Source organism: Nioella sediminis (assembly GCF_001879695.1).
Lineage (GTDB): Bacteria > Pseudomonadota > Alphaproteobacteria > Rhodobacterales > Rhodobacteraceae > Nioella > Nioella sediminis.
In genome coordinates this window covers 86,045-105,789 of record NZ_MNBL01000041.1, presented here as the reverse complement: position 1 = coordinate 105,789, position 19,745 = coordinate 86,045, and the positions used below count along the sequence as shown (strand labels likewise).

The 19,745-nt window shown below is 63.2% G+C and carries 16 protein-coding genes; 5 read left to right on the top strand and 11 right to left on the bottom strand.

Going from position 1 to position 19,745, the window contains the following annotated elements:
- Nucleotides 1–110 precede the first annotated feature (110 nt).
- Nucleotides 111–1,031 (top strand): LysR family transcriptional regulator, encoded by a 921-nt coding sequence (locus BKY26_RS05610; protein WP_071689411.1) that lies wholly within the window; start codon nt 111–113, stop codon nt 1,029–1,031.
- 2 nt (nt 1,032–1,033) lie between these two features.
- Here the strand turns inward: BKY26_RS05610 and BKY26_RS05605 are convergent, their stop codons facing one another.
- The 8 genes from BKY26_RS05605 to BKY26_RS05570 form a co-directional block, all read right to left on the bottom strand.
- Nucleotides 1,034–2,146: a dimethylsulfoniopropionate demethylase gene (locus BKY26_RS05605; protein WP_071689547.1), complete on the bottom strand. Its 1,113-nt coding sequence runs from the start codon at nt 2,144–2,146 to the stop codon at nt 1,034–1,036.
- Between the two features lie 17 nt (nt 2,147–2,163).
- Entirely contained in the window at nt 2,164–2,505 is a 342-nt protein-coding gene (locus BKY26_RS05600) for a hydroxyisourate hydrolase (RefSeq protein WP_071689410.1), read from the bottom strand.
- Nucleotides 2,502–4,232: a thiamine pyrophosphate-binding protein gene (locus BKY26_RS05595; protein ID WP_071689546.1), complete on the bottom strand. Its 1,731-nt coding sequence runs from the start codon at nt 4,230–4,232 to the stop codon at nt 2,502–2,504. The genes BKY26_RS05600 and BKY26_RS05595 overlap by 4 nt, the downstream gene beginning before the upstream one ends.
- Before the next feature lie 17 nt (nt 4,233–4,249).
- A complete protein-coding gene (locus BKY26_RS05590; RefSeq protein ID WP_321184865.1) occupies nt 4,250–5,368 on the bottom strand; it encodes an alpha-hydroxy acid oxidase in 1,119 nt (372 codons plus the stop codon).
- A gap of 173 nt (nt 5,369–5,541) precedes the next feature.
- A complete protein-coding gene (locus BKY26_RS05585) occupies nt 5,542–7,575 on the bottom strand; it encodes a dipeptide ABC transporter ATP-binding protein (protein ID WP_071689408.1) in 2,034 nt (677 codons plus the stop codon).
- Between the two features lies 1 nt (nt 7,576).
- Nucleotides 7,577–8,461 (bottom strand): ABC transporter permease, encoded by an 885-nt coding sequence (locus tag BKY26_RS05580; RefSeq protein ID WP_071689407.1) that lies wholly within the window; start codon nt 8,459–8,461, stop codon nt 7,577–7,579.
- 5 nt (nt 8,462–8,466) lie between these two features.
- Nucleotides 8,467–9,414: an ABC transporter permease gene (locus tag BKY26_RS05575; protein ID WP_227434941.1), complete on the bottom strand. Its 948-nt coding sequence runs from the start codon at nt 9,412–9,414 to the stop codon at nt 8,467–8,469.
- A gap of 86 nt (nt 9,415–9,500) precedes the next feature.
- Entirely contained in the window at nt 9,501–10,982 is a 1,482-nt protein-coding gene (locus BKY26_RS05570) for an ABC transporter substrate-binding protein (RefSeq protein WP_071689545.1), read from the bottom strand.
- A gap of 280 nt (nt 10,983–11,262) precedes the next feature.
- On the opposite strand from BKY26_RS05570, the gene BKY26_RS05565 reads away from it, so the two are divergent.
- Nucleotides 11,263–11,910: a Type 1 glutamine amidotransferase-like domain-containing protein gene (locus BKY26_RS05565; RefSeq protein WP_071689405.1), complete on the top strand. Its 648-nt coding sequence runs from the start codon at nt 11,263–11,265 to the stop codon at nt 11,908–11,910.
- Between the two features lie 104 nt (nt 11,911–12,014).
- On the opposite strand, the gene iolG is transcribed toward BKY26_RS05565, so the two are convergent.
- The gene (gene iolG / locus BKY26_RS05560; protein ID WP_071689404.1) at nt 12,015–13,028 is read right to left on the bottom strand and encodes an inositol 2-dehydrogenase; all 1,014 of its coding nucleotides are present in this window, start codon (nt 13,026–13,028) and stop codon (nt 12,015–12,017) included.
- On the bottom strand, nt 13,025–14,626 hold the full coding sequence (locus BKY26_RS05555) for a GMC family oxidoreductase (protein ID WP_071689403.1): 1,602 nt from the start codon (nt 14,624–14,626) through the stop codon (nt 13,025–13,027). The genes iolG and BKY26_RS05555 overlap by 4 nt, the downstream gene beginning before the upstream one ends.
- Before the next feature lie 164 nt (nt 14,627–14,790).
- On the opposite strand from BKY26_RS05555, the gene BKY26_RS05550 reads away from it, so the two are divergent.
- Nucleotides 14,791–16,494 carry an extracellular solute-binding protein gene (locus BKY26_RS05550; protein WP_071689402.1) on the top strand — a complete coding sequence of 568 codons (1,704 nt, stop codon included), beginning with the start codon at nt 14,791–14,793 and terminating at the stop codon, nt 16,492–16,494.
- Nucleotides 16,495–16,557: 63 nt separating this feature from the next.
- Here BKY26_RS05550 and BKY26_RS05545 read toward each other — a convergent pair whose 3' ends face one another.
- Complete coding sequence (locus BKY26_RS05545; RefSeq protein WP_083431330.1) at nt 16,558–17,550, bottom strand: sugar ABC transporter substrate-binding protein; 993 nt, start codon at nt 17,548–17,550, stop codon at nt 16,558–16,560.
- A 273-nt stretch (nt 17,551–17,823) separates the two neighbouring features.
- Between BKY26_RS05545 and BKY26_RS05540 the strand changes: the two genes are divergently transcribed.
- Nucleotides 17,824–18,777, top strand: coding sequence for an ABC transporter permease (locus BKY26_RS05540; RefSeq protein ID WP_071689401.1), 954 nt, complete (start codon nt 17,824–17,826; stop codon nt 18,775–18,777).
- Nucleotides 18,774–19,745 carry an ABC transporter permease gene (locus tag BKY26_RS05535; RefSeq protein ID WP_083431329.1) on the top strand — a complete coding sequence of 324 codons (972 nt, stop codon included), beginning with the start codon at nt 18,774–18,776 and terminating at the stop codon, nt 19,743–19,745. Before BKY26_RS05540 ends, BKY26_RS05535 begins: the two co-directional genes overlap by 4 nt.

The following is a 19,745-nucleotide window of genomic DNA, read 5'->3' as shown; positions in this document are numbered from 1 at the left end:
TTGACAAGTTGCATTTGGTATTTCTATGAAAATCCAGCAAGCATACGAAAAATGACTTGATCATGACCGCGTCCCTTGCAATCGCTGTCGCAAGATACAGGACCCAAGACATGAATCTGCGCCAACTGGAGGCATTTCGGGCCACCATCCGTTGCGGGTCCATCACCGGAGCTGCCGAGATGATGCATGTCTCGCAACCAAGCGTCAGCCGGCTGATCGCGGATCTGGAACGGTCCGTCGGCTTTGCCCTCTTCCAGAGAAACGGACGAGGGCTGATCCCGACGGTAGAGGCGCGGACGTTCTATCAGGCTGTAGAAGGCATGTTCGTGGGGGTCGACCGGCTTCAGGATCTGGCCGACAGCATCCGCACGACAAGCGGGGGCGTCGTTTCGGTTGGCACGATTCAATCGATTTCCACGATTGAACTGCCGCGCGCCGTCAACAGTCTGATCCAGAGATATCCAGATATCCGTGTGATGATCCACGCCCGCAATACCCCGGCCATTCTGGACGCGGTGCAGCTGCATCAGTTCGATCTGGGCGTGGTCGGGCGGCAACCGCCCTATGACGGTGTGGAAACCCTTTTCCAGACGGCCGCACCCTATGTTTGCCTCATGCCCGAGGATCATCCTTTGGTGGGTCTGGCCGGTCCCGTCGACCTGGAAATCTTGGCCGAGCAGGAGGATTTCGTGACCTTCGGCGGTGCCTTCCCCGATGCCATGATGTCGATGGACAGCAGCCTGTCGCAAAAGCTGCAATCCCGGTCCCGACTGTCTTCGACCAACATGCCCGTGGCGGCAGCGCTGGTGCGCGAAACCGGGGTGCTGGCGATTGCCGATCCCTTTTCGGCGGAACAGGCGGTGCGCATGGGGGGGGTGGCCTTCCGCCCGATCCTGCAGAACCTGACCTACTATGTCTCGATTGTCTGCGGGGGCCGCGCGCGGCTGTCCCGCCAGGCCGCCGAGTTCTCCGATATTCTGGCCGAACAGCTTGATCAGCGGGTCAAGCTGGCCAACAGCTTTGCAAGCTGATCCTAGACCATCGGCAGCGGAACGATCTCGCCCTCGCGGTCCATTCCGTCAGGGGTGAGCACGCGCACCACCTGGCCGATGTCCCAGTAGCCTCTGTCAATCAGGGACAGGCCCACGTTCTGGCAAAAGCGCGGCGACCAGATGCCCGACGTGATCTGACCGACCTGCCTGTCGCCCACCATCACCGGCCACGGGATGGAACAGGTGGGAACCGGCCCGCCGTCAAAGCGCAGCCCGCGGATTTCCCGTGAAACGCCCTTGTGCGCAAGGTCTTGCAATGCCGCCAACCCAAGGCAACTCACGGACCCGTCCAGCTTGCAGAACTTGGCCAACCCCAGTTCCAGCGGAGAATTCTGGCGTGTCATCTCGTTGCCGTAGGAAAACATTCCACCCTCGATCCGCTCGATCAGGTTGGGGCAGCCAGGGGTGATGTTGAACGCCTGACCCGCCTGCCAGATCCGATCCCACAGGGCCGGGCCGAGATGCCCGCCTTCAAGGTAGATCTCGAAGCCGCCCTGTCGGGAATAGCCGGACCGGGCAATGATCTGAGACGTGCCTTCGACGTCGAACCGGGCGAATTTGAAGAACCCGACCTCGCGGATGCCGTCCCCGAAGATACGGGCCATCAGGTCTTCGGCCTTCGGTCCCTGCACGGCCAGCGGCGACACGTCGGGTTCCTCGATCTCCACCTGCATCCCCGCACCAATCGCCAGCCCGAGCGCGTAAAGCAGCACATCGCTGTCGGCGATGGACAGCCAGAACCGGTCCTCGGCCAGTTTCAGCAGCACCGGGTCATTGACCAGCCCGCCCTTGTGATCGACCAGCGGCACATAGAGGCAATCGCCAACCTTCGCGTTCGAGATATCGCGGGGGGTCATCCATTGCACAAGCCGTGCGGCATCCGGGCCGCTGATCTGCACCTGTCGCTGGCAGGAAACGTCCCAGATCTGCACGTGCTCTCGCAGGTGCCAGTAATCTTCCTCGACGCTCGGTTGGAACGCCTTGGGCAACAGCATGTGGTTGACCACGGAAAAGCCGCGAACCCCGACGGCTTCGACGCGATCCGTATAGGGGGTGCGCCGGATGCGGCGCGACATGTTCAGACCGTCGGACATGGAATTGGCCTTATTGATCAGCGCGACCACCAATGGGCGCTGCTGTTGGGGGACAGGATGACCGGAAGGTGATAGCGCCCGTCCGGGTCGGGCATATGAAGGCGCAGGGCAATCTGTTGTACAAGCGGCGATGCGCCCCTATCGGCCCAATAGGGGCCGGTTGCGAAGCTGAGCTCGTAGAGATCGCCGGGATCGGCACTGGTCAGATCAACCTGCTGGCTCAGCCGCCCGCCCTCGTCGGTATCGACGCTGAACAGCTGCTCTGGCGTGCCGGTGATCCGGGTCAGCGTCACCCGCACGCCACCGGCATGGGTGCCGTCGAGACCGCTGAGTGTATGGGTGGACACAGTCGCGCTCATTCGATTGACGCCTTGTCGCGTTTGTCGGATGTGGCGGCCACGATCGGGCTTATCACGCCCCGGCATTTCACGTTTATGCAGGCCGTCTTGCCGCTGGCTATGGCGCGCCTCAGGGCCGGGGCAAGCTCTTCGCGCCGCGTGACCAGTTCGCCATGCCCGCCCAACCCCTCGAACATCGCGTGGAACGGAATATCGCGGAAATCGGTGGCGAAATGGCGGCCATTCGCAAAGAGACGCTCTTGCTGCTGCGAAATGCAGTCCAGCCCGCCATTGTTGTCGATCACCACCACGATGGGGCGGTTTTCCTGAAAACAGGCCTCGATGGACAGGCCGCCCGACAGGAACGCACCGTCGCCCGAGACCAGAACCACCGTTTTGTCGGGATGCACGCTCTTGGCCGACATCGCGAAGGACACGCCGACCCCGAGCAGGCTGTAATTGCCCGGATGCAGGATGCCACCCAGTTTCCGGCCACGCTTGGCGGCGATGTTGGTGGCGATCTCGTTCCAGAAATGCGTGTTGCCGCCATCGAAGACCAGCCAATCGCCATCCTGCATTTCGGCCTGAACATCGACGGCCAGTTGCAGAGGGTGCATCTTGCGGCCCTCAGTAATGTCGCGGGCGTGCTCCTGGTCCAGATGGTCGGTCCATTCCTGCACCCATTCGGCGCGACGCTGCTGTTGCAGGGCAAACCAGCTGTCCCAGCTTTGATCAATCCCCGCCAGGGCGTCGAGAAACGCGCCGGGATCGGAGAGCAGCGGCATGTCGGCGCCGTGGTTGTAGTCCAGCTCCTCATGGCTGCCATTCACGCAGATCAGCGTGGTCCCCGCCGGAATGAAAGGCGGGTTTCCGAAATTCATCTGGTTGTCCAACCGGCAGCCGACCATCACCACCACGTCCGCCTCGTGGATTGCGGGCTTTGACGGGTGGAACTGGTGGAAATCGGCCAGCCCGATATAGCACTCGGTTTCCTCACCCAGGTTCTTGGTGTGATAGGGCACGTTGTAGACCGGAATGCGCAGCTTGTTGCCCGCCGCGGCCAGGTTCCTTTCGGATTTTGACCACCAGACGCCGTGCCCTGCGATAATCACCGGGCGTTCGGCGCGCCTGATCCTGTCCAGCACCGGCGCAAGCGCCGCAGGGTCCGGCCAGGCGCGGGGCACCGGTTGCGCGGTGCGATTGAAAGGGCGTTCATCCCGGCCCGCATCCTCGTCGAAGGACGAGAACATGATATCGACCGGCAGGCTCAGATGCACCGGGCCGGGATAGCCTGTGGTTGCGGCCTTCCAGGCGCGGTCGACGAATTCACTGATGCGGTTGCCGTCGACGATCTGTTCGGAATACTTGGTCAGCGGCGCAGCAATCGCCACATCGTCGATCTCCTTGAACCCGCCAGCGCCTTGTCGTTTCAGGGTCGAGGACCCGGTGACGAAGATGACCGGAGACCGCTCGCCCCAGGCTTCCAACATCGCCGGAACCGCGTTGGCAAAGCCTTCCGGCCCCACAAGGCAGAGCGTCGGCTTGCGGGTGATCCGCGCGTGCCCGTCCGCAAGATGACCGGCGATCTGTTCATGCGGGCAGTTGATCACAGGCATCTGGCATTCCATGAAGCCTTCCAGCGCCGGGTTGCAGAACCCACCCGCAAGGGTAAAGGCATGCTCCACCCCCTTTTCCTTGAACGCCCGGGCCAGCAAGGCGCCGCCCCTGATCTGATGCTTGGCTGTCATGTTCTGTTCCATGTCTTTCAATAGGCTGTCAGGGCGGTCCGCGCCGCCGGTTTTGGCTTGGGCATGTCTGAAGCGTCGGCAAGGATCCCGGCATTGACCGAACTGATACCGGTCAGGCCCACTTGCGCCAGCGTCAGGCTGGTTTCCTCGGCCAATATGCGGATCAGGGTGTCGAGGCCGTGCGCGCCCTCGGCCCCGAGCGCGTAGAGCAGCGGGCGCCCCAGCATCACGAAATCCGCCCCAAGCGCCAAGGCTTTGACGATGTCTTCGCCATTGCGCAGGCCGCTGTCGAAGATCAGCGGATAATCGGGGCCAACCGCCGCACGAATGCGCGGCAGCAGGTCGATGGCGGCAGGCACGCTGTCCAATTGCCGCCCGCCATGGTTCGAAACCTGGATCGCGTCAACCCCCGCCGCCTGGATGCGCCGCGCATCCTGGTTGGAACCGACGCCCTTGACGATCAGCCGTCCCGGCCACAGGTCGCGCAGACGATCCAGAAACGCCCAATCCGCCCCGGCGCGGCTGGCGCTGCGGTCAAACCTGGTGGCCGTCGCGCTGGTCGAGAAATTGCGCGGCTCCGGCGCGCCATTCCACAGCATCGAGAGGGACCAACTCGGATGGCTGGCAAAATCCCACAAAAGCCGGGGCGTCATGCGAAACGGCATCTGGAAGCCGTTGCGTAGGTCGCGGGTGCGGCGCGCCACCTGCGGGACATCCACGGTCAGGATCAACGTGTCATAGCCCGCCGCCTTCGCACGATGGACCATATCCAGCGATTGCTCCATCGACGCGCCGACATACAACTGAAACCACGCATGATCCCCGGCCCAGTCCCGCATCTCCTCGATAGAGCTTGATGCCGCAGAAGACAGGCAGAGCGGAATGTCGAAGCGGCTTGCCGCGCGGGCCAGCGCCCGGTCGGCGTCGGGATGGGTCAGGTTGCACATGCCCATGGGCGCGATCCCGAAGGGCAGGCCATGCCTCCGCCCCAGAAACCGGGTTTCCAGACGACGCGCGCCGACATTTTCAAGCACACGCGGTTGCAGGGTGATCTCGTCAAACCGGGTCTGGTTGCGGGCGGTCGCCACCTCGCGCCCCGCCGCGCCTTCGATGAAATCGAAGATGACGCGCGGCAGGCGTTTCTGCGCGATCCTGCGGGCATCCTCGGTGCAGAAGATGCGAGATCGGTCGGTGTCGGTCGGACGGGCGATGGCGGCCCCCTGTCAGCTCTGCGGTTTCATGCCAACACCTTAGACCGGCTGCAAAAATCCGGGCCAATCGAAATTGATCCGGCACCTATGCAGGCAGGCTATGAATCGGCATGTTGCTGCCGGTGCAAGTCGTCCAGCGGGATGTGGCATCGGATTGCGTGGCCATCGTCGCGGGTCTGCCACGGGGGGGTGTCGGTGTCGCATTTTGCGCCGATCTTGCGCGGGCAACGGCGCTGGAACGGGCAGCCCTTCGCGGGTGGCGACAGCTCGATCACGTCATCGGCGGTCAGCTTGGGCACGGTGTCGGGGTCGGGCTCCAGCACGGCACCAAGCAGCACCTCGGTATAGGGATGCGAGGGCAGCGCGTAGACTTCAGCCGACGGCCCGATCTCGCACAGCCGCCCCTGATAAAGCACGGCAACCCGGTCCGACAGCGCCCGCACCACGGCAAGGTCATGCGACACGAACACATAGGTCGTGCCCTGCGCCGCCTTGAGGTCGTTCAGAAGTTCCAGCACCGCCGCCTGAACCGACACGTCGAGCGCCGATGTCACCTCGTCGCAGAGCACAAGGTCCGGGTTTGCCGCAAAGGCGCGGGCAACGGCGACGCGCTGCTTCTCGCCCCCCGACAGCTGGCTCGGCAATCGGTCGAGATAGTGGCCGCCAAGGCGGACCCGTTCAAGGATCTCGACGCAACGATCCTGCAAGGCGGTGCCGGACAGGCCGAAATAGAGCTTCAGCGGCTGTTCGAGGATTTCCGCGATGGTGTGGCGCGGGTTGAGACTGTCGTCAGGGTTCTGGAAGATCAGCTGGATGCGGCGCAGGTGATCGGGGCCGCGCTGTTCGACGGATCGCGGCAGCGGCGCGTCGCCGTCGAAGCGGATCTCGCCATCTGCGGGCGGTAGCAGCCCGGCGATGGTTTTCAGGATCGTCGACTTGCCACTGCCGGACTCGCCCACCAGCCCCAGTGTCTCGCCCTTCGCGATACTGATCGTGATGTCATCGACAGTGGCAGGCCGCGTATCCTCGCGCCCGCGCAAGCGGTCCAGAATACCCGGCTTGGAATAGCGAATTTCCAGATCCTGAAGGGACAGGACGGGGGCGGTTCCCGCCTCGGCCCGCGCGGCGTGATCGCCCTGAGAGCTCATCGGCAGAGTGTCGGCCCGGTCGGCATGGTGGCAGCGCACCGGCGCGCCCCCCGGTCCGGGGGCAAGCATCGGCCGACTGGTTCGGCACAGGTCGCTGGCCAGCGCGCAACGGTCCACGAAAGCGCAGCCATCGCCCGCGCCGCCCGGTGCCGGGGGACGGCCGCCAAGGGCCATAGGCAGATGCGGATCGCTGAGTTTGGGGATCGAGGCCAGAAGGCCGCGTGCATAGGGGTGCGTCGGCGCGGTCAGCACCTGCCGGGCGCTGCCCTCCATCACCACCTCGCCCGCATACATGACCACCACCCGATCACAGACCCGCGCAATCGCGCCAAGGTCGTGGCTGACATAGACCATCGCCATGCCGGTTTCGCGCGCCAGATCGCGCAGAAGTTCGAGGATATGGGCCTGCGTGGTGACGTCCAATCCCGTTGTCGGCTCATCGAGCAGAAGGGCGCGCGGCTCGCCCGCCAGCGCCATGGCGATGGCAACACGCTGCTGCTGCCCGCCTGACAATTCATGCGGATAGCGGCGGGTGATCGCCTGCGGATCGGGCAGGCGCACCTGCCCCAGAAGCTCCAGCACACGGGCGGGAAATTGCGCCGGGTCAAGCCGGCTGTGCAGGCGCAGCGCCTCGGTCAGTTGCGCGCCGATGCGCAGGGTGGGCGTCAGCGACTGGCCCGAATTCTGCGGGATCAGCGCCAGATGTCCGCCACGCAGGCTTTCCAGCTCTTTGCGACTCAGGGCAAACATGTCGTGACCTTCGAACGTGGCGCTACCGCCCAACACCCGAAGCCCGCGTTTGAGATAGCCCATGGCTGCCAGCGCCACGGTGCTCTTGCCCGATCCGCTTTCGCCGACAAGGCCGATGCTTTCGCCGGGTCGCACGGTCAGCTCGATGTTGCGCAGGACCGGCAGGGTGTGCCCGGCCCGGCCGGTGAAGCCGATGGACAGGTCAGACAATTGAATCACGGGAGTATCGGTCATGTCACACCGGGGCCTTCTGTGCGCGGTCGATGCCAAGCGCCTTGGCCAGCGCGTCCGCCGTGAGGTTGATGCCGATGATCAGCGTCGACAGCGCGATGACTGGCCCCAGCACGCCCCAGGGCGCGAAGGACATGAAGCCGCGCGCGTCGGCGATCATCAGCCCCCAGTCTGGCGTCGGCGGTGACACTCCGAAGCCGAGAAACGACAGCGACGAAAATGCCAGCAGCATCCACGACCAGCGCATTGCGCCTTCCACCATCAGCGCATCGAGCACGTTGGGCAGTAGTTCCTTGCGCATGATCGTCATGCGGCTCTGCCCGCGCGCGCGGGCGGCGGCAACGAAATCGCGCGCCACCACATCATGGGTCGCAGCGCGGGCGATGCGGATCACGGGGATGCCGTAGAAGAAAGCAAGCGTGGGGATCAGCACCTCGATCCCGGTGCCGAAGGTCACGATCAGGACCAGCATCTTCAGGATCCACGGCAGCGACAGGAAAGCGTCGACGAAGCGCATCATAACCTCGTCCACTCGCCCGCCGATGAGGCCAAAGAAGATGCCCACCATCCCCCCCCAGGCCACGGCAATGGGCGTGGCGATACCGGTGACCAGAATGGCCTCGCGCCCGCCCTGGATGGTGCGGCTGAACACATCGCGGCCCAGGTGGTCGGTGCCCAGAAAATGCACGCCGTCCGGCCCGGTCAGCATCATCGCGGCATTCATCGTGCGATAGTCGAAGGGCGCGATATAGGGGCTGATTACGGCCAGGATCAGGTGAAACACCACCAGGCAAAGACCGACCGCGCCAGAGGGGCGGGACATGACATCGCGCAGCACCGACAGGGTGCGGCCAAGGCGCGAATTCTGCGGGATCGAGGCAAGGCTCATGTCCGTCATTTCCTCGTGTAAAGGGTGCGCAGGCGCGGATTGGCGACCATGGTCAGCAAGTCGGCGGTCAGGTTCACGCCGACGTAGACCGTGGCCACAATCAGCGCGATGGCCTGCACCACCGGTAGGTCACGGTCGGAGATCGCATCGATCATCATCCGGCCAAGGCCCGGATAGTTGAACACCACCTCGATCACGACGACGCCGCCCAGTAGCCAGGCAATGGTCAGCGCCACCACGTTGATCGCGGGCAGCAGCGCATTGGGCAGCGCGTGGCGGAAGACCATGCGCCAGTAGGGCACGCCCTTCAGCGTCGCCATCTGCACGTAATCGCTGTTCATCACCTCGATGACCGAGGAGCGGACGGTGCGCAGGATATGAGCTGTCATCACCATGGCCAGCACCACCACGGGCAGGATGATCTCGGGGAAAAACTCGGATGCGGGCGCATTGGCCGAGGTCAGCACGATGCCCGGCAGCCATCCAAGCCAGACCGAAAAGACGAGGATCAGCACCGTGGCAGAGACGAATTCGGGGATGGTCATGGCAAAGATCGCGCCAGTCGACAGCACAAGGTCGACGGGCCGGTCGCGCCAGAGGCCCGACACGACACCAAGGAAGATGGCGGTCGGCACGCCCACGATCAGCGCGCAGGCGGCCAGCAGCAGCGAATTCTGTAGCCGCGCGCCAACCATTTCGGCGATGGACCGCTGGCCATTGGCGGACACGCCCAGATCGCCACGCAGCGCATCTGACGCCCAATCGAGGTATCGCACGACGGCGGGCCGGTTGAGGTCCAGTTCCTCGCGGCAGTTTTCAAGCACGCGCCCCTGCGCTTCGCGTTCGAGGAAGGCGGTGCAGGCGTCGCCGGGCAGGATCTCTACGCCCGCAAAGATGATCATGGAGACGATGGCCACCGTGATCGCACCCAGAAACAGGCGCCGAAGAAACATCTGCAGCATCGTTGTGCCACCCGCCCTTTAAAGAAAGAAGCTCCTCCGCCCCGGTCTAGCGGGGCGGAGGGCATGGTTTCAGCCGATCACTCGTCGACGGTGATCAGATGCCACCGCACGGCGTCGTTCTTGACCTCGTCAAGATTGTGCACGCGCGAGGACACGCCGACCAGACGGGTCACGTGATAGGGGATCAGCGTGCCGGCGGTTTCCTGAAGATGTTCCTGCGCCTGAACATAGAGCGCGCGACGGGCTTCGAAATCCAGCTCGCGGCGGGCGGCGGCCAGCAGGGCGTCGAAAGCTTCGTCCTGATAGAAGGATTCGTTCCAGCGCGCCGTGGACAGGTAGATTTCATGCAGGGCCTGATCCGCGGGCCGTTCGTTCCAGCGGGTGGCCGACACATCTTCATGCATCCAGACCTCGGACCAGTAGCCATCGGTCGGGGCCTGAACCACGTTCACGCGAATACCGGCAGCGGCGGCCTGCTGCTGATAGGCGACGGCCAATGTCGGCCATGTCGGCTCCAGCGTGGCGACATGCACGTCGATGTCGATGCCGTCGGGGTAGCCCGCCTCGGCCAGCAACGCACGGGCGCCCTCGATGTCCTGCGGGCACGACAGGTCGGCACGATACTGGTCGTTGGGCTCTACCGGCGTGTCACAGGCGACGATGCCGCCGCCGCCAAGCACCAGATCCACCAGTTCCTGACGATCCGCAACCATCCGCACCGCCTGACGCACGCGCAGGTCGTTGAAGGGTTCCACATCGGTGCGGAACACCAGACCGCGCCAGTTGCCGGTCGGGATTTCCTGAATGGTGAACCGGTCAGAGTTCTGGAACATCACGCTTTGCTGTGCGGTGATCCCGCGTTCCATGTCGATCTGACCGCCAAGCAGCGCCTGCAGGCGGGCCTGACCATCGGGAATGCCGATGATCTCCATCCGGGCGACGCCGGGCGCACCTTCCCAATAGTCGGGGTTGGCGACCAGAACGGTTGTGCCTTCCGCGTCGAAGGTTTCAACCATGAAGGGGCCGGTGCCGATGCCGGTGGTGGCGATCGTATCGCCTGAACCTTCGGGGATCATCCGCAGCCGGTAATCCATCAGCTGCAAGGGCAGGTCCGCGAAGGGCGTGTCCAGCGTGATCTGAACGGTCATGTCGTCCAGCGCCTCGACCGCTTCGATCATGGCGATGGCGGACCGGGCAGGGCTGTCCATCTCGGGGTCGAGCACGCGGTTCAGCGAATAGAGAACATCGGCAGCTTCAAAGGTGGAGCCGTCATGGAACGTCACGCCGTCGCGCAGGCTGAGCGTCCAGACCGTGGCGTCCTCGTTCGCCGACCATTCAGTTGCCAGATCGGGGCTTGGGCGGCCATCAAGGCCGGGGCGCACCAGACGGCTCATGATCTTTTCGGTGATCTGGAAAATCCGCCCGTTCGAGATCGGGTCGAGGCTGGATTGTGCGCCAAAGCCATATTCATGCGCCTGACGGAAGGTTCCGCTTTGCGCCATGGCCATGGGGCTGGCCAGCAGCACGGCCGCCGTCGCTAGTGCAATTATTCGTTTCATGTCTTCCTCCCTTGTGCGGCATTTGATCGGGTCCGGCGCCGCCAGGCCGAATAAGCGATTGTTCTTGTCAGTGCCGTTTTCCGTCAAACCGAAAGAAAGGCGGTCATGGATACAGAAAACTTCATCTATAGTCGAAATCATCGCCGGTGGTCCCGACCGAAAGTGTCAAAGGCCGGGCGGGATCAGACAAATTCGTTTTTCTCGGGAACGTATGTGTCAAACGAATACATACGTAGACCAAGCCGTGCTAAACCGACGCTGGCAAACGAAAAGAGGCAACATGCACGGCAGCTATCATGTCATAGCAATAGGCGGTGGAGGCTTCACCCATGGCGAGGATCCAGAGCTTGATCTGTTCTGCCTGAAGGGCCTGCCGGACCGGCCACGCCTCGGCTTCATCGGGGCCGCATCACAGGATGACCCGGTCAAGATTGCCCGGTTCCACATGCGGTTTGCGGATCTGGCGGGGTCATTGTCGCATCTGCCCTTAGGCGCCAGTTCTGCCGAGGCTTCGGTATGGGTCGCTTCTCTGGATCTGATCTATGTCGGCGGCGGCAATACCGCCCGACTTGTCAGCCATTTTCGGGAAACGGGCATTGCTGACGTGCTGGCGGAGGCTACTGCGAAAGGCACTGTGCTGGCCGGGGTCAGCGCAGGGGCGGCCTGCTGGTTCGACAAGGTGCTGACGGACTCGCTCGGAAACGGATTGCGTCCGATGGACGGTTTGGGGATCGTGCCGGGTTCCTGCTGTCCGCACTATTCCACGGAACCCCTTCGACAAACCGCGTTTCCCGAGGCCATCGCGCGGGGCGATCTGCCCGAGGGATATGCCATTGACGACGGTGCAGCCATCCGCCTGATCTCGTCAGGGGAAGCGGAGGTCTTCTCCGCCCGCATGAACGCCGGTGCAAGGCGGCTGCCCAAGTAGGCGCCGATTGAGGGCCGCCTTGCGGGATGATCCTGCACTTCCGGAAAATGGCGTCGCGCTCTGCGGCATTTGACGGGCAATCACTGCACCGGGCCAGCCAGATGTTAGCCGCCGTAAATTGGCTGAACCGCAACACCGTCCCGCGCCGACTGCGCACAGGCCAGCGCGATGGCAAGCGCGGCGCGCCCGTCCTCGGCAGTGCTGGAGGGTTCGCGCCCCTCGGTTACTGCCGCATGGAACTCGTCCAGCGCGTTGTAGAAGGACTGGTCATAGCGTTCGAGGAAGAAGTGTTTCAGCGGCTTCCTCGCTTCGGTCGCGGTGCCGTTCCACCGGACAAGCGTGTCGTCGCGGTGATTGCGGGTCTGCACCATGCCCTTTTCGCCAAACGCCTCCAGCCGCTGATCGAACCCGTAGGAACAGGCGCGCGAGTTGTTGATATGGACCAATGCACCAGAGGGCATGGTCATGGTCGTCATGGTCAGGTCGAAATCACCCTCCGCCCCGATCCGGGGGTCGAATTTGCAGCTGCCGGCGGCATAGACCTGAACGGGCCTCTCGCCCGCGATCCAGCACAGAAGGTCGATATCGTGGATCGTGGCATCGACGAAATAGCCGCCCGAGGCACGCACGTAGTCGATCGGCGGGGGGCTTGGCTCGCGGCTCCAGCTCATCAGCATGTTGAGCGGGCCGACTTCGCCCGCGCGCACCGCCTGTTGCAGCATCGCGTTGTCGGGGTCGAACCGGCGGTTGAAGCCGAGCATGAAGGGCACAGGGTGCGATCTCAGCGCTTGCATGGCGCGGTCCACCCGTTCCAGCGATTGGTCGAGCGGTTTCTCGCAATAGATCGGTTTGCCCGCCGCCGCGACACGCTCGATATAGTCCACATGGGTATCGGTCGGGGTCGCGATCACCACCGCATCGACGTCCGGATCGGCCAGCACCGCGTCGAGATCGTCCATCGGTCGCCCGCCATAAAGCGCAGCGGTCTTTTGGGCGGATGACATGCGCGGGTTATAGATCACCTCCAGCCGCAGGCCGGGATGGGCATTGATCTTGGGACCGTAGACATGGGCCATGCGACCCGTGCCCATCAGGGCGATGCCAAGTTCCCGTGTCATGCGCGCCCCCTGAGGTCTTCCAGAATAATCGCCGCCGCCTTCTCCCCGATCATGATCGAGGCCGCGTTGGTGTTGCCGGTCACGATGCGCGGCATGATCGAGGCATCGGCCACGCGCAGCCCTTCGATACCATGCACCTTGAGGCGCGGATCGACCACGGCGCTATCATCCACCCCCATCTTGCAGGTGCCCACGGGGTGCAGCAGGGACAGGCCGTTCTGACGGCAATAGGCAAGCAGGTCTTCGTCCGACTGCACATCCTTGCCGGGGGACAGCTCATTTTCCACGCAATCCGACATCGGCGCGGTCTGCGCAATCCTGCGCCCGAACTTCAGCCCCGCCAGCGCCGCGCGGTGGTCGGCCTCGTCCGCGAAGAAATTGAACTGGATTTCCGGTGCTTTCGCGGGGTCCGGCGCGGTCAGCCGCACATGCCCGCGCGAATTGGGGCGCATATGTTCGGCCAGGATCGTGAAGCCGGGGAACGGGTGCGGCTTCAACTGCTCATCCGTGCACCAGGCCATGAAAGTCACCATCATGTCGGGGCGGTCAATCTCCGACCCTGAACAGATGAAGGTATTGGAATAATTGCCATTATCGGCGAACGGTCCGGTGCGGAACAACAGCCAGCGCAGCAGTTGCAGCCCGCCCTTCAGCTTGTTGTTGTAAAGGTCGTTAACCGTCATCCGCACGGTAGACCGATACTCCGCCCCGATGCCGAAATGGTCCTGCAGGTTCTCGCCCACGCCTTGCAGGTCGTGCTGCGTCTCAACGCCATGCGCCTGCAACAGAGCACCGGGTCCGATGCCCGAGAGTTGCAGGAGTTGCGGGGAGTTGAAGGTGCCGCCCGACAGGATGATCTCATGCCGCGCTTTGGCCGAATGGGTGCCGGACCTGTCCGTCCACGTCACGCCGGTCGCGCGCTTGCCGTCCAGATCCACCCGCTCAACCATCGCATGCAGGCGCAGGTCGATATTGCGTTTGGCGGGGCCGCGCAGGTAGCCCGCTGCCGTGCTCCAGCGTCTGCCGTTCCGTGTCGTGGTTTGGACGTAGCCGGTGCCTTCCTGTTGCGCGCCGTTGAAATCATCGTTGCGGGGCACGCCCAAAGCCTCTGACGCCGCGTGGAACGCCTCGCCAAGCGCATGTTCGGTACGGATGTCCGAAACGGAGACCGGCCCGCCAGCGCCGTGGAAATCGTCGGCGCCCCGTTCCTGATCCTCGCAGGATTTGAAATAGGGCAGCACCCCGTCCCAGCCCCAACCGGTGCAGCCCGCCGCTTCCCATCCGTCGAAATCCTGAGGCTGGCCGCGCATGTAGATCATGCCGTTGATCGCGCCCGTGCCGCCCAGAACTTTGCCGCGCGGCTGGAAGAGTTGCCGCCCGTTCAAATGCGGCTCCGGCGCGCTTGTGTAGCACCAGTTCACGGACGGGTTCGCATAAAGCAAAGAATAGCCAAGCGGGATGTGAATGAAGGGATTGCGATCCTTGCCGCCCGCTTCCAGCAGCAACACGCTATGCCCCGCCTCTGCCAGTCGCCCGGCCACGGCACACCCGGCAGAGCCAGCGCCCACAACGATGAAATCATAGCTCTCAGCGGTCATTCGGTCCTCCCCGACCGCGCATTTGACGGCCCTTGGCCCAACTGTGTCACAGGGGCCGGTCTGGCCGGAACGTCACAAATGTCAGGATTGGACAAAACTCCTGTGCCGCGAGAGGGCGGAGTGTGTTTTGTCAGAATTGGATATTTCGCAAGGAGGGGCCTGGCGTGACCCGGCAGGAGATGCTGCGCATTCTGTCCTTCATGGACGAAACCCGCGCGATCACGGAAAAACGGACAGAGCTTTCGGCGACGGACGCGCGCTGGAACATCATCGCCTATGCCATGCGGCGGCATCTGGAGGGCAAGCTGCTGACCATCACCTCGGCCGCGATGGCTGCCGATGTGCCCTATGGTACGGCGATGCGTCGGGTGAACGAGTTGCTGGAGACCGGCTTTCTGCTCAAGCGGCCACGGTCGAAGACCGGCAAATCCTTCTCGCTTCACCCCACCCGCAAGCTGATCGAGGAGTTCGAAAGCTTCGCCATGCAGCTCAAGGCAATGGTGGGCAACACCTTCGGCTTTGCCAATGGCGATGGCGCGATGGAGGATTTCTATTTCGGCGGCTACTACATGGCCTCTCGCATCCTGCCCTATCCGAACGCGATGCGCGAAGGGGTGGGCTATGACCGCACGATCCGGCTGGCGGTGCCCGTCGATCCCACATTCGAGACCATCCGCCAACGCGCACAGGAACTTGGCGGCTTTCTGGGCACCAAGCTGGAGGTGGTGAATCTCACGCTGGACGATCTCCACACCGAGATCATGGCAAATGCGGGTCGCGAGACCTCGGATTATGACGTGGTGGCCGTGGATCTTCCGTGGATCGGGCAACTCGCGGAAGAACGCGTGATTCAGCCGCTGGACGAGATCATCGCCCGCAACCGGTTCAACCCGTCCGATTTCCATCCTGCGGCTTACAAGGGATCGTCCTGGGCGGGCAGCCAATATGCCTTGCCGATCCAGCCCACGGCAGAGCTATTGTTCTGCCGGTCCGATCTGTTTGCCGATGCCGGCCTGTCGATCCCCGAGACGACGGAAGAGGTTCTGTTCGCCGCGAAACTTCTGCACCGGTCGCGGATGAACCTGTCGGGCATCGTGATGAATTTCAAACGCGGCACGCCGGTCGCGCATACCTTCATTCAGACCCTGGCCAGCTACGGCCAGCCCGTGATTGACTTGCCACGGGTGGGGGAGGATTTCGATTTCGGCGCGCTGTCGGGCGAAAACTATCGCCCGCTTCTGAACAGCGATGCGGCGCGTGCAACAGCCGAGTTCCTGCTGGAACTGCGCAGTTATGCCCATCCCGACAGCCTGAAATGCGATTGGGACCGACGGATTCGAATCTTTACCGAAGGCCACGCCGCCATGTGCTATGGCTGGAGCGTCCGGGCCCGCGCCTTTGAACTGGACGAAACCTCGCCCGCGCATCAGAACGTGGCCTTCGCACCGCATCCGCATGGGCCGGGCGCGCGCACCGTGTCACCGATCGGGGGCTTTTCGCTGGCGTTGCCGCAGGGGCTTTCGCCCGCACGGGAACGGGCAGCATGGCGGGTCATGGAATACCTGACCCGGCCCGAGGTGTTGAAATGGTATGTCCAGCACGGCAACCTCAGCAGCCCGCGGTTTTCCACCAGCGCCGACCCCGAGGTGCAGGCGAAAAGCAGCCTTCTGGGCCGGGTGGACGCGATGGAGCGGCGCGGTGAGTTGCAGACATGGCCGCGCCCGCCGATCCCGGAATTCAGTGACATGCTGAGCGTTCTGGGGGACGAGATCTATCGGATGCTGCACGGAGACAGCAGCGTAGAGGAAACGCTGACCCGCGCGCAGAACCGGGTGGACGCGATCATGCGGGAAAACGGGCGCTATTGAGAGCACAAGAAAAGGGCGCGCAGCGTTTCCGCCGCGCGCCCCTTTTTTATGTGTCAGGTTCGATTACCAGGTCGGGCGTTCGAACTCGGTCACGTTTTCGGGCGTCACCATCGGGGTCTCGATCCCCTGCAGCGCCGGAACCTCGATGCCATTGGCCACGCGGATCGCCGTCTGAATGGCAAGGATTGCATCGTCAATCGGCGACTGCTTGTTCGATCCCTGATGCCAGCCTTCCTGCATCGCGTCCCAGCCTTCGCCGAACTGATTACAGGTCACGACCGCGACTTCGCCCGGCTCCAGGCCCGCGCCTTGCAGCGCGCTGATCACGCCAAGGCCCATGCCGTCATCGAAGGCATACACGCCGTCGATCTGGTCGCCATACTGGGTCAGGAAGGTTTCCATCACGGTCTGGGCGCGTTCACGGTTCCATTCCGCTGTCTGGCTGTCCAGAATGGTGATTCCCGGGTATTCATCGGCGATCCGGTCGAGGAAGCAGTTGCCGCGCAGGATCGACACCGTGTAACCCGGAGTGCCTTCGACGACCACGATATTGCCTTCGCCGCCAAGCGCTTCGGCCAGCATGTCTGCGGACTGTTCGGCTTGCAGGCAGTCATCGGGGCCGGTGTGACCGACGATGTAGCGCCGCCCCGCCTCGCCAATGGGCGAGTTCGAGGTGACCACCGGAATACCCGCGCGATAGGCCGAGCGGATCGCCGGAATCAACGCGTTCTGCGAGGTGGGCCAGACCACGATCGCGTCGGGGTTCTGGGAAATCATGTCCTGGATCTGGTCGAACTGCACGGCCGGATCGCCCTGCGGGTCCATCACGGTGGCCTGAATGCCAAGCTCTGCCGCGTATTCCTCGGCTGCCTGTGCATACATCGCCTGATAGGCGTTGGACCCCGGATACAGAACGGTGATGCCGATCCGCGTTTCCGAAAGCGGCTGCTGAAGGTCTCCTCCCAGCCAGTCCGGTGCATCCTGAGCCATTGCCATGCCCGCGGTCATCGCCGCTGCCACCGCAAGGCCAAAGCCCCTTGTCATCAGTTTCGTCATTTCTTTCCTCCCTTTTCGCGCCGCATCTCGGTTTGCCCTTTGGCAACGGGGCGTCGCGGCCTGCGCCCTTTCAACACCCCTGATCATGAGCCGAGGGCACAAGCGTTCAACGCGCGACATGTCCAAATCTGATTTTCTTGACCGCCCCTACGGGGACTTCACGGGGACTTCGTCGCGCGGCAGATCGGGGCCGAATAACCAGATTGGATTTATTGGCGCTGTCTGCGGGCCGAGCCCTTCGCCTACCGTTCGAAACAGGGAGGAATCGTGACAATGCAGACAGAGGTGAAGGCGTTCCTGCGTCGGCATGGGCTTTTGGCGGGGTTCGGGCTGTTCCTGATCTCGGTCGCCCTCAGCGCCGATGCGTTCCTGACGCCGGGCAATATTTTCGACGTCCTGAGACAGGTGTCGATCACGGGCGTCATGGCGGTCGGCGTCACCTTCGTGGTGATCACCGGGCGGCTGGATCTGTCGGTCGGATCGCTTCTGACCCTGCTGACGGTGATCGTGGTCGACCAACACAACACGTCCGGCCCGGCCATGGCCATCCTGATCACGCTTGCGGCGGGGATCGGGGTTGGCATGTTCAACGGCGTTCTTGTCGGCCTTGTCGGGCTGAACGCCCTGATCGTGACGCTGGCGATGCTGTCCTTCCTGCAGGGGCTGGTGCTGTTCTATTCCGGCGGCTCGAACGTGAATGTCCAGAATGCACAGACCACGTGGTTCGCGGTATTCGGGCGGCACGACCTGCTTGGCGTCCCGGTGCCTGCGCTGATCTTCCTTGTCACGGCAGTGATCGCGGCCTTCGTCCTGAACCGCACGGTTTTCGGCCGCCAGGTCTTTGCGGTGGGCGGCAATGAAACCGCCAGTCGCTTTTCCGGCATCGCATCGCGCTGGACGGTGTTCTGGGCCTACGCGCTTTCCGGGCTGACCACGGCCATTGCCGCAGTCATCATGGGCAGCCGCGTGATGGGCGCGCAGAACACCATCGGTCAGGGCTACGAACTGACCGTTCTGGCGGGCGTGATCCTTGGCGGCACATCCCTGCTTGGCGGGTCAGGCAGTATCTGGCGCACGGTTCTGGGCATCACCATGCTCGGATTTATCCAGAACGGACTGCTTCTGCTTGGCTTTCCCTATTACATTCAGTGGCTCGTCACCTGGGCGGTCATCATCCTGGCTGTCTGGATCGACCTGGGTGCCAAACGCGGGAGGATCTTGGCATGAGCGCGACCACATCCATCACCAAGGCAGGCGGTCACAGCAGCGTCACACGCCTGTTGATGCGCAACCACATCTGGGTGTTCCTGGCGCTGACCGTCGTGGTGTTTTCCGCCTCCAGCCCCTATTTCCTGACGGTCAACAACCTTGGCAACGTGCTGACGCAGGCGGCCTTCATTGGCATCCTTGCCATCGGCATGACCATGGTGATGATCGACGGGGAAATCGACCTGTCGGTCGGCGCGATCCTTGCGCTCGCTTCGGCGCTGGCCATCGGGTTGCAGGATCATATCGGCATCTGGCCCGCGGTCTTCGTGGGCTTGCTGTCGGGGGCCGCGCTTGGCTTTCTCAACGGGACTCTGGTGGCGCTGTCGGGGATGCATTCCTTCATCGTCACGCTTGGCGGGCTGATCGGGATTCGGGGGCTGGTCTTCATCTATACCGGCGAAGACGCCCTGATGGTCAGCGATTTCAGCTATACGGACTACCCCGAGATCTACCTTGGCCCGGTGTCTCTGACTGCGATGATCTTCATCGCACTGGCCCTGTTCTTCCAGTGGGTTCTGTCCAGTACCCGCCACGGGCGTGAAACCTACGCCATCGGCGACAATATCGACGCGGCCCATGACGCAGGCATCAATATCAAGCGTCACAAGATCATCAACTTCACCCTCTGCGGCGCGCTGGCTGCGGTTGCGGGTATTCTTCTGTCGATGCGCCTTGGCACCGCTGAACCCAATGCCGGCAAGGTGTGGGAGCTTTGGACGATCATCGCCGTGGTGCTTGGTGGCACCCGGTTGCAGGGCGGATACGGCAGCATGTGGATGACCATCGGCGGCGTGTTGACGCTGGCCGTTCTGCGCAACGGGCTGCGGCTGCTCAACACCCCGAACTATGTGGAGCTTATGGTAATGGGTACGGTCCTTGTCCTCGCGCTGCTGATCGACAAGCTTCTCAGCCGGCAGGAGGCATGA